This is a genomic window from Peribacillus sp. QJM3NY_7, assembly GCF_056173225.1.
Genome location: NZ_CM149663.1, coordinates 2,509,538 through 2,523,479, shown reverse-complemented (window position 1 = coordinate 2,523,479; position 13,942 = coordinate 2,509,538). Strand labels below are relative to the sequence as shown.

Annotated in this window: 13 protein-coding genes; 1 reads left to right on the top strand and 12 read right to left on the bottom strand. The window is 42.7% G+C overall.

The features are described from left to right. Positions 1–61 precede the first annotated feature (61 nt). The 4 genes from nadE to AC0VX1_RS12000 all read right to left on the bottom strand — a co-directional run bounded on the left by nadE (position 62) and on the right by AC0VX1_RS12000 (position 3,789). A complete protein-coding gene (gene nadE, locus AC0VX1_RS12015; protein ID WP_057277742.1) occupies positions 62–892 on the bottom strand; it encodes an ammonia-dependent NAD(+) synthetase in 831 nt (276 codons plus the stop codon). Between the two features lie 34 nt (positions 893–926). After that, positions 927–2,396, bottom strand: a complete 1,470-nt coding sequence (locus AC0VX1_RS12010; protein ID WP_034312208.1) for a nicotinate phosphoribosyltransferase — start codon at positions 2,394–2,396, stop codon at positions 927–929. Positions 2,397–2,457: 61 nt separating this feature from the next. Then, the gene (locus AC0VX1_RS12005) at positions 2,458–3,009 is read right to left on the bottom strand and encodes a cysteine hydrolase family protein (RefSeq protein WP_034312211.1); all 552 of its coding nucleotides are present in this window, start codon (positions 3,007–3,009) and stop codon (positions 2,458–2,460) included. A 15-nt stretch (positions 3,010–3,024) separates the two neighbouring features. After that, entirely contained in the window at positions 3,025–3,789 is a 765-nt protein-coding gene (locus AC0VX1_RS12000; RefSeq protein ID WP_063576326.1) for an NUDIX domain-containing protein, read from the bottom strand. Between the two features lie 217 nt (positions 3,790–4,006). On the opposite strand from AC0VX1_RS12000, the gene AC0VX1_RS11995 reads away from it, so the two are divergent. Then, positions 4,007–5,349, top strand: a protein-coding gene (locus AC0VX1_RS11995; protein ID WP_475469810.1) for an IS3 family transposase whose coding sequence is annotated in 2 segments (ribosomal slippage) — positions 4,007–4,448 and positions 4,448–5,349 — 1,344 coding nt in all. Because the reading frame shifts where the segments join, the coding sequence is not laid out codon by codon here. A gap of 68 nt (positions 5,350–5,417) precedes the next feature. Here the strand turns inward: AC0VX1_RS11995 and AC0VX1_RS11990 are convergent. From AC0VX1_RS11990 to AC0VX1_RS11955, 8 genes are all read right to left on the bottom strand, one after another. Further along, positions 5,418–6,947: an acyl-CoA carboxylase subunit beta gene (locus tag AC0VX1_RS11990; RefSeq protein ID WP_096338496.1), complete on the bottom strand. Its 1,530-nt coding sequence runs from the start codon at positions 6,945–6,947 to the stop codon at positions 5,418–5,420. Positions 6,948–6,970: 23 nt separating this feature from the next. Further along, entirely contained in the window at positions 6,971–7,753 is a 783-nt protein-coding gene (locus AC0VX1_RS11985; protein WP_475471394.1) for an enoyl-CoA hydratase, read from the bottom strand. A 19-nt stretch (positions 7,754–7,772) separates the two neighbouring features. Then, positions 7,773–8,675, bottom strand: coding sequence for a hydroxymethylglutaryl-CoA lyase (locus AC0VX1_RS11980; RefSeq protein WP_475471392.1), 903 nt, complete (start codon positions 8,673–8,675; stop codon positions 7,773–7,775). Positions 8,676–8,689: 14 nt separating this feature from the next. Next, on the bottom strand, positions 8,690–8,902 hold the full coding sequence (locus tag AC0VX1_RS11975) for an acetyl-CoA carboxylase biotin carboxyl carrier protein subunit (RefSeq protein WP_475471389.1): 213 nt from the start codon (positions 8,900–8,902) through the stop codon (positions 8,690–8,692). 31 nt (positions 8,903–8,933) lie between these two features. Beyond that, positions 8,934–10,283, bottom strand: a complete 1,350-nt coding sequence (locus AC0VX1_RS11970) for an acetyl-CoA carboxylase biotin carboxylase subunit (protein WP_413008346.1) — start codon at positions 10,281–10,283, stop codon at positions 8,934–8,936. 12 nt (positions 10,284–10,295) lie between these two features. Continuing rightward, entirely contained in the window at positions 10,296–11,933 is a 1,638-nt protein-coding gene (locus tag AC0VX1_RS11965; RefSeq protein ID WP_475471762.1) for an AMP-binding protein, read from the bottom strand. 124 nt (positions 11,934–12,057) lie between these two features. Next, on the bottom strand, positions 12,058–13,200 hold the full coding sequence (locus tag AC0VX1_RS11960; RefSeq protein WP_034312230.1) for an acyl-CoA dehydrogenase: 1,143 nt from the start codon (positions 13,198–13,200) through the stop codon (positions 12,058–12,060). A gap of 60 nt (positions 13,201–13,260) precedes the next feature. Beyond that, complete coding sequence (locus tag AC0VX1_RS11955) at positions 13,261–13,872, bottom strand: TetR/AcrR family transcriptional regulator (RefSeq protein ID WP_413008637.1); 612 nt, start codon at positions 13,870–13,872, stop codon at positions 13,261–13,263. Between the last annotated feature and the right edge of the window lie 70 nt (positions 13,873–13,942).

The following is a 13,942-nucleotide window of genomic DNA, read 5'->3' as shown; positions in this document are numbered from 1 at the left end:
AGGTCTTGCAAAAAACCCGCATCTTATGTGATGCGGGATAACTTATCTAAGATTTCACTCGTTATTTCCACCAAGTATCATAAACATTGATGGCTTCATTGCGTTTATGTTCGGTTTTAGTATACCATCCTTCGATGATTTCAGCTGCTTCCGTTCTGATTTCCTTGCCTTCAAGGTAATCATCGATTTCATCATAGCTAACGCCTAAAGCCACTTCATCAGGAAGTAACGGTTTGTCATCTTCTAAATCGGCCGTTGGTATTTTCGTATAAAGTCGCTCAGGAGCACCGACGAATTTCAGGATTTCTTTTCCTTGCCTTTTATTTAAACGGTATAAAGGAATGATATCCGCTGCACCATCACCATGTTTCGTAAAGAAACCTGTGATCGCTTCAGCTGCATGATCCGTACCAAGCACAACGCCTTTATACAGCCCGGCTAAATCATATTGCACCTTCATTCGCTCTCGTGCTTTAACATTTCCCCTTAAGAAATTCGATAGCTTTTCAGAAACTGCTTCTTCCACAGCTTTGATAGATGCATCCACCGCTTCCTTGATGTTGACTGTAACCGTTTGGCTTGGCTTAATGAATTTTAAAGCCAGCTGCCTGTCTTCTTCATCTGCCTGTACTCCATATGGCAAGCTTACAGCAACAAACTTATAGTCGCTGCCATTCGTTTCTTCATTTAATTCATTGACGGCGGTTTGGGCAATATAGCCAGCCAGTGTTGAATCTTGACCTCCGGAAATTCCAAGTACGAAGCTTTTCAGAAACGTATTTTTCTTCATATACCCTTTTAATAGATCAACACTTTTCCTGAATTCGGCTTCGGGATCGATCGTTGGTTGGACAAGTAATTTTTTTACGATTTCTTTTTGTAATGGACGCATTGGCATTTCCCCGCTTTCTAATAAAATAGATAGGTCATTTCGTTAGCATTCTTTCTACTTTGGCTTTAACTTCATCTATATTCCTCATTTTATTATCCCAACAATCCTGGCTTAGATCTACCGGATATTCTTCAGGATTAAGGGCACGAAGGTACTCCGGCCATAATACTTGGAGATTTTTTTGCGTGAAGGCCTTGATTTCATCTATGGTCGGCAATTCATAAATCAAACTTCCATCCTTGAAAATATCCACATGCAGATCAACCGCATCAAAATCCGTGACGAATTTACTTAGGAATGTATGGACAGGATGAAACATTTTTAATTTTTCCTGCTCCTGCGGCTTCTCATATTCCATCGCCAAATAATCACCTTCAGCATGATGGTTCACTTTATTGATGATTCGATATACTCGTTTTAAGCCAGGTGTCGTGACCTTTTCAGGGTTAGAAGAAATTTTGATGGTATCTCTCATATTCCCATCTTCGCCCTCTATTGAAACCATTTTATAAACAGCACCCAGCGCTGGCTGGTCATAAGCCGTAATCAATTTGGTTCCGATGCCCCAAATGTCAATTCTTGCTCCTTGTTGTTTCAGATTGATGATTGTATATTCATCCAGGTCATTGGAAGCGACAATCTTCGCATCATGGAATCCTGCAGCATCAAGCATACGTCTTGCCTCTTTTGATAAGTAAGCTAAATCACCACTGTCAAGACGGACGCCAATGAAATTGATTTTATCACCCAATTCCTTGGCAACACGGATTGCATTCGGGATGCCAGAACGCAATGTATCATACGTATCAACCAAGAATACACAGTCTTTATGGGAAACAGCATATTTATGAAAAGCCGTATATTCATCTTTATAAGCTTGGATCATGGAATGTGCATGCGTCCCTGAAACCGGAATGCCGAACAGCTTTCCAGCCCGTACATTACTAGTTGAATCAAAGCCAGCAATATAGGCCGCTCTCGCTCCCCAAATTGCGGCATCCATTTCTTGCGCCCGCCTTGAACCGAATTCTAGGGCAGATTCTTCACCGATGACCTGCTTGATGCGTGATGCCTTTGTTGCCACGAGTGTGTGATAGTTCACAATGTTAAGCAACGCAGTTTCTATGAGTTGAGCCTCACCAAGCGGTGCTTCCACCCGTAATATCGGTTCATTGCCGAAGACGAGTTCCCCCTCTTTCATGCAGCGGATCTCTCCCGTGAAACGGATGTTCTTCAAATATTTCAAAAACTCTTCATCATAGTGCAGATCATTTTTTAAATAGTCGATATCACTTTCCGAGAAGGAAAAGTTTTGAAGGTAATGGACAATTTTTTCAAGTCCTGCAAAAATCGCATATCCGCTATTAAATGGAAGCTTTCTGAAAAATATCTCGAAAACTGCCTTGCGGTTATGTGTTTTGTCCTGCCAATAAGTTTGGGCCATATTAATTTGGTATAGGTCAGTGTGTAATGCGTAACTGTCATCGTTGTATTTTTTTTCCATGGATAGTTCCTCCCAAAAGAGAAGCATTCGCTTCCCTTCTATTCTGTTGCTTGAATCGAAATTATAGAATGGTTGCTCCAAGAGACCCTTTAAAATGTCCAAGCGCCCAATGGTGACCGGCATCATTGAACGAGGCCACTGCATGTTCATATACAAAAATTTTATAGCCTAAATTATAAGCGTCGATTGCCGTATGCAAAATGCAAATATCTGTACAAACTCCGACTAAATATACATCGGTAATGTGACGTTCCCGCAGGCGGATATCAAGGTCCGTTCCTGCAAAGGCCGAATAACGTGTTTTATCTATATAATGAACATTCTTTTGATTTTTATTTGTTTCATATTCCTCTTTTAACGCCCCGTATAGGTCTCTACCCATTGTACCGCTAATATTATGCGGTGGAAACAAATTCGATTCGGGATGTAAGCGGTCTCCTTCTTCATGTAAATCAATAGCGAATACCGTATATTCGCCTTGTTTGATAAATTCCTTGGTTATACTGACAAGTTCCTTCTCGATATCCTGACCTGGCTTCCCGCAGGTCAATGAACCCCCGTCTGCCACGAAGTCATACGTATAATCTATATTGATCAATGCCTTTTTTCCCATTTCACCAATTCCCCCTTAATAGTAAATAGAGTCCATGACAACCTCTGCATTAAACCGGTAAAGCTGTGAAGGCCGATACGAATTACGTTTCGTTTTCTTTTGCATTCCCTTTTCATCCAATACTTTCTCCAAAAACGGAAGCTTCGGGGCCTTTGCATAAAAAAGGGAGTCTGCACTGATTTTTGCATCATCTCTGGCTGTCAGCAAAACCCGTTGCAGTTCAGAAAGTGTAAATTCATCCGGCAGGAATTTTTGGGCTATCGTCGTTTGCACCATTTCTTTTTTCAATACATTCATCGCATCGTTAATAATTGTATAATGATCAAATGCAAGATCTAATTGTAAGGCTTCCTGAATCGTGAACAATTCAACCTCAGCTGCGTCATCATTCGCTTTTCTTTGATGAAGAAACTCTTCCTGGACAATTGCATAAAAAGCATTGGATATGATCCATCCCCTGGGATCGCGCCCTGGGCGGTCATAAACCCCGAAATGCTTGACATGGAATCCAGCTACGCCCGTTTCTTCTTTCAATTCTCGTTTGGCTGCTTCATAGGCAGTCTCGGAAGCATTGACAAAGCCTCCGGGTAAAGCCCATTTATCTCCTTCAACATTGGGGCTTCCTTCCTTATCTTTTGAGGCACGTTTAATCAATAATAGCTTCAAAAACATTTCAGGAGGGGCTTTCTCTGCCGTTTTCTTTGTAGTAATAGTAAAAATTGCAATATCTGCTGTGTATCCATCTGGAGTAATATATTTCTTTATTTCCTGCTGAGCCATGGCAACTCTCACTTTCTTTCACTAAGTATGGAATTAAGTAATTAGTAAATCTTTAATTACTAATTATAGTACTCTTCCTTGTGTGATTTAGCAACTCTAAAACAGAAAAATTTTCTAATTATTTAAATAATCATTCATTTTATTCCATGAAAAAAGCCCGGTCATTGAACTGCACCCCAATTGTTAGACACATCTAACAATTGGAGGTGCTTTTTTTATGACAAAATATTCATTAGAGTTGAAATTAAAAGCGGTCCTTGCTTATTTAGAAGGAATGGACTCATTCAGAACTGTAGCCAATCAATTTAATATCAGTTTAACTCCTTTAAAGCAATGGGTGGCGCATTATAAAGAACATGGGTTAGAAGGGCTAATGTCCACCTATACAAATTATGATATTAGCTTTAAGATGGATGTACTAAACTATATGAACGATTTTGGAGTGTCTAGTACCCATGCAGCTGCTGTGTATAACATTGCTTCTCCTTCTACTATTACTAATTGGCTAAAGCAATTGGAGGAGTACGGAGTTGACGCTCTTGAAACGAAGAAAAAGGGGCGTCCATCCATGAAAAAAGAAACGAAGAAAAAACCAGTAGAAGGGTCATTAGAGGCATTACAGGCTGAAAATGAAAGATTACGTGCAGAGAATGCATATTTAAAAAAGTTGAGAGCCTTAGTTCAAGAAAGCAAAGCGTCCGAACGCAAAAAGCGAAAGTAGTACATGAACTAAGGGGAGATTTTAATTTAAAGCTACTTCTGTCCATCGCAAATCTCTCAAGGAGTACCTATTACTATTGGATAAACGCCTTCGGGCGTCAGGATAAATACGAAGAAGTAAAGCCAGTTATCCAGGAGATATTTCATACGAATAAAGGGAGATATGGGTATCGTCGCATTACATTGGAATTACGTAATAGAGGGATTTCATTGAACCATAAAACGGTCCTTCGATTGATGAAGGAGTTGGGACTAAAGTGTCTGGTCCGTATGAAGAAATACCGTTCATACAAAGGCAAGATTGGAAAGGTTGCGCCTAATATCCTCAATCGTAATTTTAAGGCAACAAAGCCAAATCAAAAATGGGTTACGGACGTAACTGAATTTCATTTACACGGTGAGAAATTGTATTTATCGCCCATTCTAGACTTATTTAATGGAGAGATTATTGCTTACAATATCGAATCACGTCCTGTTTATCCCTTAGTCTCCAAGATGCTTGACCAAGCCTTTATGCGATTGGAATCGAAAGATTCCCCCGTTCTCCATTCAGATCAGGGCTGGCATTACCAGATGAAACAATACTCACATGATTTGAAAAGACATAACATTATACAAAGCATGTCCCGCAAAGGAAATTGTCTCGATAATGCGATTATTGAAAACTTCTTTGGCTTATTAAAATCCGAATTACTCTATCTTCAAGAATTTGAAAGCATGGAGCATTTCAAACAAGAACTGGAAGAATATATCCATTACTACAATCATCAACGAATCAAGGTAAAATTAAAAGGCATGAGCCCAGTAGATTACCGGGTTCATGCCCTCAAGGCTGCCTAAGTAAATATAGTGTCTAACTTTTTGGGTTCACTTCATCATGATGAACCGGGCTTTTTTCATGGAATACTTTATACGGGATAGACCCCATGCTTACGATCGGTAAATGTCAATTGCTTACTGCTATACGCTTCAAACCGAGCGCTCAATTCATCACGCAGGTCATTCGGCTGGATGATGCCATCAACGATCATTTCAGAGGCTAAGCGGTAAATATCGATATCTTCATTATACTCATTGCGCTTCTGTTCAATGAATTCAGGGCGCTCTTCTGGTTCCATCGCATTGATTTTATTGGCATAGACTGCATTGACCGCAGCTTCAGCTCCCATGACCGCTATCAATGCCGTCGGTAAGGCAAGAACGCAGTCCGGTTCAAAGGCGGGACCGGCCATCGCATATAGTCCGGCACCATAAGCTTTACGGACGATGACGGAAATCTTGGGAACAGTGGCTTCACTCATGGCCGAGATCATTTTCGCACCATGGCGAATGATTCCTGCCCGTTCGACCTTCGTCCCAATCATGAATCCTGGAATATCCACCAGGAATAACAGCGGTATATGGAAAGCATCACATAAGTTGATGAACTTGGCAGCCTTATCAGCTGAATCATGGAACAGGACGCCGCCCTTGACTCGCGGCTGATTGGCTATGATCCCTATCGTTTGTCCATTTAGCCTTGCAAGCCCAGTGATTAATTCAGGGGCAAATAGCTTCTTGATTTCACAAAATGATTGCCTGTCTATAACCCTATCGATCAGGTCGTACATATTAAAGGCTGCATTCTGATTTTTAGGAATCAGTTCTTCCAAAGTTTTTTCGAAATCCGCAGGCAGCTCAGGTTTTACGCTTTTAGGTCTTTCTTGATAATTTCCTGGAAAATAGCTTAAGTACCTGCGCGCAAACGCGATCGATTCTTCTTCCGACTTGACAAGTACATCGCCGCATCCTGAAACGGAACAATGCATTTTCGCCCCGCCCATTTCCTCTTCGCTCACCTTTTCGCCAATGACCATTTCTGCCATTCTCGGTGAACCTAAATACATGGATGCATTGCCATCAACCATTACGACAATATCACAAAAAGCGGGAATATATGCCCCGCCGGCGGCAGACGGACCGAACAATAGACAAATTTGCGGGACTTTTCCTGATAGCTTCACTTGGTTGTAAAAGATGCGGCCAGCTCCGCGGCGGCCCGGAAACATTTCTACTTGATCCGTAATTCGTGCCCCGGCAGAATCGACTAAATAAAGAAGGGGCAGCTGTAACTTTTCGGCTGTTTCCTGAATGCGAATGATTTTCTCGACGGTCCTTGCTCCCCAGGATCCAGCTTTCACAGTCGAATCATTGGCCATGACACAGACCCTTTGACCATTGATTTTTCCGATGCCCGTAACTACACCATCAGCAGGCAGACCAACACTTGCACAATTGGCAAAGAAAGCGTCCTCTATTTCTACCCCTTCATCGAAAAGCAGCTCTAGACGTTCACGTACGAAAAGCTTTCCTTTTTCAGCGTTTTTTTGATGATACTTTTCTAAACCGCCTTTTTTAATCGTTTCAACCGTTTCGGTTAGTTTATCCGTCGTTACCATCCCTGTTCCTCCTTCAATAGAAATCATTGGCCTCTATATACCGGTTTGCGTTTTTCCTTGAATGCTGACAGACCCTCCAGTCGATCAAGGGTTTTTAAAGTTGTCTGATAGCAGTCATTTTCAATTTGCAATCCTGTTTTCAAGTCGGTTTCAGCCCCTTGATTGATCGCCGCTTTTGCAGCCCTGAGTGCTAATGGGGCATTGACCGCAATCTCCTTAGCCAAATTTTGCGCTTCCTCAAGTAAATGTTGGGGTGAATATACATGACTGATGATTTTCAAGGCATGTGCCGTTTTTGCATCCAATCTCCTTGCCGTATAAATCAGTTCTTTCGCTGTCGGCATTCCGACTATCCGGGGCAGTCGCTGTGTACCGCCTGCACCAGGGATGATGCCTAATGACGTTTCAGTCAGCCCCACCTTTGCCGTTTCCGATGCGATGCGTATGTCACAAGCGAGTGCCAATTCCAGCCCACCGCCAAAAGCCGAACCGTTGATCGCAGCGATGACCGGTACTGGAAGGTTTTCTACAGCCGTAATCGTGTCTCCGATCAACTTGACTGTCTCCTTGACTTTATCATCATTCATACCCGCTCTTTCCTTAAGATCCGCACCTGCACAAAACGCCTTTTCACCTGCTCCCGTAATAATGACTGTTCGTAAATTGGAATCTCTCTTCAATTCATCCAGCCCTTCGATTAAGCAATGAAGCAATTCTGTGGATAAAGCATTAGCAGCATCCGGCCGATTCAAGGTCACGAGGGCAATTCCCTTTTTTTCATACCTTATATCAACTAATGAAGTCATACATTCACCTCGATTTCGATTATTGTGCGTTATTTACAGCCATCTGATGGCTAGGCAATGGTTTTTCCAAAAAGCTTTGCACCATGGCCGCAGCCTTCAATAGCTTTTCGGGATTGATTCCTGTATGAATCCCCATTTTATGTAGCATATGAACCAGGTCATCCGTAGCCACATTTCCGCTCGCTCCTGGTGCATACGGGCATCCCCCTAAACCTCCGAGCGAAGAGTCGAAAGTGTCAATACCATAATTCAGTGATTCAAGGATATTTGCGAGTGCCATACCCCTTGTATCATGAAAATGGAGGGCAATTTGGCTCATATCATATCTTTTTACAGCCTGTTCAAGGAACAGTGCAACCTGTCTTGGAGACGCGACCCCAATGGTATCACCCAACGAGACTTCATCGATGCCATATTCAAAAAGTTGATCACAAACACGGAAAACCTGATCAGTCGAAACCTCACCTTCATACGGACAGCCGAAAACGGTTGAAACATAGCCCCTGACCGATTTCCCGTTATTTGCTGCTGTCCTGATGACATCCTTCAATATTGGAAAGGTATCGGAAATCGACTTATTGATATTTTTTAGATTATGCGTTTCACTGGAGGACATGAACACGGAAATATCATCGATATTGGCGTCAAGGGCCGACTCCAGTCCCCTTTGATTCGGAACAAGGGCCGCATAAGTGATACCAGGCTTGCGCTTTATTCCCTTAGCCACCAGGACGGCATCACTCAATTGGGGAATCCACTTTGGGTGTACGAATGAAGTCACTTCTATATAAGATAATCCTGTACCAGAGAGCTGATCGATCCACTCCATTTTGCTTTGTGCAGGTATTATGACCTTTTCATTCTGCAGCCCGTCACGGGGTCCAACTTCCTTAATTGTCACTTTTTCAGGCCAATTCATCATACCCCTCCGTCCCTTTATTCAATGACGGCCAAAACGTTGCCTTCATTTACGAAATCCCCTTCATTCACTTTTAGTTCTTTAATGGTGCCAGCTTCCTCGGCTGCAATGGGGATTTCCATTTTCATCGATTCCAAGATAATGATATCCTGTCCGTCGGTTACACTTTGCCCCTCATTTGCTACGATTTTCCAAACGCTTCCTGCCATGCTTGCCTTTAATTCTGCCATTTTATTTTCCTCCCGATCATTATGTTTTAAGTTATACAGTCAATTTTTGAATATATTTCGCAATGAAATCCGTAGTCGTATCTCCTTTGGAAAAAGCCTCATGAGAAATTATTTCCATCAGCAAAGGGAGGTTTGTTTTAATTCCTTCGATTTTATAGCTTGCCAGCGCTTCTCTTAATCTCTCAATCGCATTATCCCTCGAGTCGCCGCTCACCACCAATTTGGCGATCATCGGATCATAAAAGTGGGATACGACCGAAGTTCCATGAACGGCCAATTCATGACGGATCCCTTCACCTTCCGGAAGTTCCATGGTGGTGATCCTCCCCGGTGCCGGATAAAAGGTTTTCGGATCTTCAGCATAAATGCGGACTTCAATGGAATGTCCGTTCTGTTTAATCTCACTTTGGGTGAAATCCAATTTGTTGCCCGATGCAATTTTAATTTGCTGTTCCACTAAGTCCAGTCCCGTAATTTCTTCAGTGACAGGATGCTCTACCTGAAGGCGTGTATTCATTTCCAAGAAATAAAAGTTTTTATCTGCATCTACTAAAAATTCGAGTGTGCCCGCATTGCTATAACCAATGGATTTTACCGCTTTCACTGCAGCCATTCCCATCCTGTTTCTTGTTTCTTCGTCAAGGAAAGAAGATGGAGCCTCTTCCACGACCTTCTGGTGGCGCCTTTGAACGGAACATTCCCTTTCCCATAAGTAAACAGCATTCCCAAAGGAATCCGCCAATACCTGAATTTCGATATGACGAGGCTTCTCAATCAATTTTTCTATGAACATATCTCCATTGCCAAAAAATAATTGGGCACGTTTTTGATTCCCTTCGAAGGCTTTGGTTAGTTCATCTTCATTAGCAACGGCCTGCATGCCGATTCCCCCGCCGCCTGCTGCTGCTTTTAACATGACTGGATAGCCAATCTTTTCGGCAACGGCTGCCGCTTCTGCACTATCAATTAACGGTCGTGAAAATCCAGGCACCAATGGAAGTCCTGCTTGCTCCATCTTTTTCCTCGCCTCGACTTTATTGCCCATTTGCTGGATGATTTCTGGTTTGGGACCAATGAATATCAAGCCGGCTTCTTCGCATGAACGTGCGAAATCTGCATTTTCACTAAGAAAACCATATCCAGGATGAATGGCCTCCGCTCCGGTTTCCTTTGCTATTTCCAAAATCTTATTGACGTTTAAATAGCTTTCCTGCACTCTCGGACCACCCAATAAATATGCCTCATCCGCCAATCCCACAAAAGGCGAATCCGAATCTGCTTCCGAATGGACTGCGACAGTAAGTATTCCCAGCTTCTTGCATGTACGAATAATGCGTGATGCTATTTCTCCCCTGTTTGCGATAAGAATTTTTCGAATCATTCGATATCCTCCTTATTTAGTGCGTTCCGTTAGTAGGTCAAGAGTTTGCTGCCGAAGCTTATACTTTTGGATTTTTCCGGATGCAGTCATTGGATAAGCATCGGTAAATTGAATGTAACGCGGAATTTTATGAAAAGATATTTTCCCTTTGCAATACACTATCAATTCTTTCTCCGTAAGGGTTTCTCCTGCCTTCAAAATGATCCATGCGGCTACCTCTTCCCCATATTTCTGATCTGGAACGCCGAGTATCTGGACATCGACAATTGCAGGGTGTTGGTAGAGGAATTCTTCAATCTCACGGGGATAAATATTTTCCCCTCCGCGAATGATCATATCTTTCAGCCGGCCAGTAATCTTGCAATAACCCCTCTCATCCATCACTGCCAAATCTCCCGTATGAAGCCAGCCTTCCGTGTCAATCGCCTGCTCAGTGGCTTCTGGGTTATTATAATAACCCTTCATTACATGGTATCCCCTCGAACAGAGTTCTCCCTGCATGCCCCGCGGGACTTCCTCCCCTGTAGCCGGATCGACAATTTTCACTTCCACTTTCGGCAAAGCCCTTCCCACTGAAGAAACACGAAGTTCGATCGGATCGTCCGTTCTTGTCATCGTAATTCCTGGAGAAGATTCCGTTTGACCATAAGTAATCGTGATTTCCGTGATGCCCATCTTATTCACCACGCTTTTCATGACTTCAATCGGACATGTCGAGCCTGCCATGATACCAGTCCGTAACGAGCTTAAATCATACTGGTCAAAGTCATCGAGATTAAGTTCAGCAATGAACATCGTCGGTACACCATGAAGCCCCGTACATTTTTCGGCTTCAACTGTCTGAAGGACAACGCGTGGATTAAATTCCACAATCGGCACCATTGTTGCCCCAACTGAAACAGATGCCATCGTACCAAGGGAACAGCCGAAACAATGAAAAAACGGAACCGGGATGCATAGCCGGTCGGCTTCGGTCAGCTTCATGCACTCTGCGACATTCAATCCGTTATTGACCAAGTTGGAATGCGTCAGCATCACTCCTTTTGGAAATCCAGTCGTCCCTGATGTATATTGCATGTTAATCACATCACCTGGAGCCAATTCCTCCATCCTCATGTCGAGCGATTCCTCCGAAACGGATTCGCCTCCGCTAATGACTTCATCCCATGAAAACGTTCCGGGATAACGTTTTTCACCTAAAACAATGATATTTTTTAATTTTGGCAGTTTCTCAGATTGTAATTTTCCTGGTTCTGCATTTTTTAACTCAGGTACGATTTCGTACAGCGTATCTATATATGAATGATCCTTATATTGTTCCATCAGGATGATCGTCGTCGAATCGGATTGCTTAAGCAGGTATTCCAGTTCACTTGTGCGGTAATTAGTATTGACCGTCACCAGCACCCCGCCCATTTTCGCGGTGGAAAATTGGGATATAAGCCATTCCGGTTTATTGGATGCCCAAATGGCGATATGTTCCCCTTTTTTAATATCCAGTGACATGAACCCCCTGGCAGCCTTTCGGCAAATCTTTTCAAATTCGCTATAAGAATGGCGCAGGCCTAGTTCATGGTACACAACTGCTTCATTACCACCGTATTGTTCAGCTGTCCTTTCAAGCAATTTCCCGATCGTAATATCTAGCAAATCAGACATCAAACTCCTCCTAATCAAATAAAGGTAAGAATGAACGCTTTTTGCTGTATAGATAACATCTGCTTTTCACCCAAATGAACCCCAAGCATCAAGTTCATTTTACGTTCCGTAAAGATTAACAGCCTAATTGCCTGGCGATAACGAGTCTTTGAATTTCGGATGTGCCTTCACCTATTTCCAATAACTTAGCATCTCTTAAATAGCGTTCCACTTCATATTCACGCATGTAACCAGAGCCGCCGTGTATTTGAATCGCTTGATTGCTGGCGCGGAACGAGGTCTCACTAGCAAAGAGCTTGGCGTATGCCGCTTCCTTTGCAAAAGGTTTTTTATTGTCTTTTAACCATGCAGCCTTATATACCATATTCCTCGCCAATTCGATCTCCATCGCCATGTCTGCAAGCTTGAATTGAATGGCCTGGAAATTTGATATGGTTTTACCGAATTGGATGCGCTCTTTTGAAAAAGCTAAAGCTCTGTCAAAGGCAGCCTGAGCGATACCGACGGCCAAAGCTGCAATGGAAATCCGTCCTCCATCAAGCGTGAATAGGAATTGTTTGAACCCTTTGTCCGGATCTCCCAATAAATTTTCCTTTGGCACCCGAACATTATCCAGAATGATTTCACAAGTATTGGAAGCCCGGACTCCCATTTTTTCATAATTGCTATTGATCGTCAGCCCTTGGGTATCGGTTGGCACGATGAATGCCGAGATGATGTTTTTGCCCTTTGAATCTTTTCCCGATACAGCAGTGACAGTAACCGTTCTTGAATAGCTGGCATTTGTTATCCATGTTTTTTCGCCATTAATCACATATTCATCACCATCCAACACGGCAGTCGTTCTCGTACCGCCAGCATCGGAACCCGCATTAGGCTCTGTCAACCCGAAAGCTGCCAGGGTTTCACCGGTCGTGATTGGAACCAGATATTTTTGCTTCTGTTCTTCGGTTCCAAAATAGTAAATTGGACTTGCCCCGAGCGAAACGGCTGCGGCATAACTTAAGCCGGTTCCCCCGCACGCCTTGCCAATCTCTTCAACGGCAATGGCATACGAAATCGTATCTCCGCCCGAACCGCCATATTCTTCAGGAAACGGAATTCCAAGCAACCCGAGTTTCCCCATTTTTTTGAATACATCCTCCGCAAACATGGACTTTGCGTCCAACTCTATCGCAATCGGTTTAATTTCCTTTTCAGCAAATTCCCTTACCATTTCCTTAATCATTTGCTGTTCTTTTGTAAGTGAAAAATCCATATGTTCATTCCCCTTTCTATTGAGACCGACTAGTTGGTCTGTACAAGTCAAGTTGATTGTTCAATCCACAACAACTTGGTTCTTCAGTAAAAATGGCTGGGTGATTTCCGCTTCTTTTTGTTTATCTATCAATAGGGCATTCAGAATTAAATCCACGTAAATATCACCGATTTCGTCGATCGTTTTTCCGCCGTCCCTTTTGTACCATTTGTAGGACCAGTTCACCATGCCCAGAATTGACATTCCGGTAATTTCCACTGGCAATTCGCTGCGGAATACTCCCTTGTCAATACCTTCTTTGATAACGGAAAAAATGATTTCTTTATACGTTTGACGCTTTTTTTTGATTGCTTCAACATAAGGTGGTTTTAAGTAAATGCTTTCTTGATAGAAAACTGAGATGTGTGGTTTATAGAGGTCAAAAACTTTAACAAATGATTGAATGATCTTTTGCATTTTTTCTGTTGGATGGGTACTTTCTGAAATGGCTTCCTGTGCTTTTATTAAAACATATGAAATAAAGTAATCATGGATGACAAATAAGAGTTCATCTTTGGAAGAGAAATGGTGATAAAAACCACCTTTGCTAGTTCCGCATTCCTTAACGATTTCGTTGACGGAGACACCATGAAAACCATGCTGATCGAAGAGCGTCAACGATGTTTCAATTATTTTTTCTTTTAACTCCGTAAGACTGCACCCCCCTTTGTATCCGCTTACATTCTATCCAGAATAAAGAGCT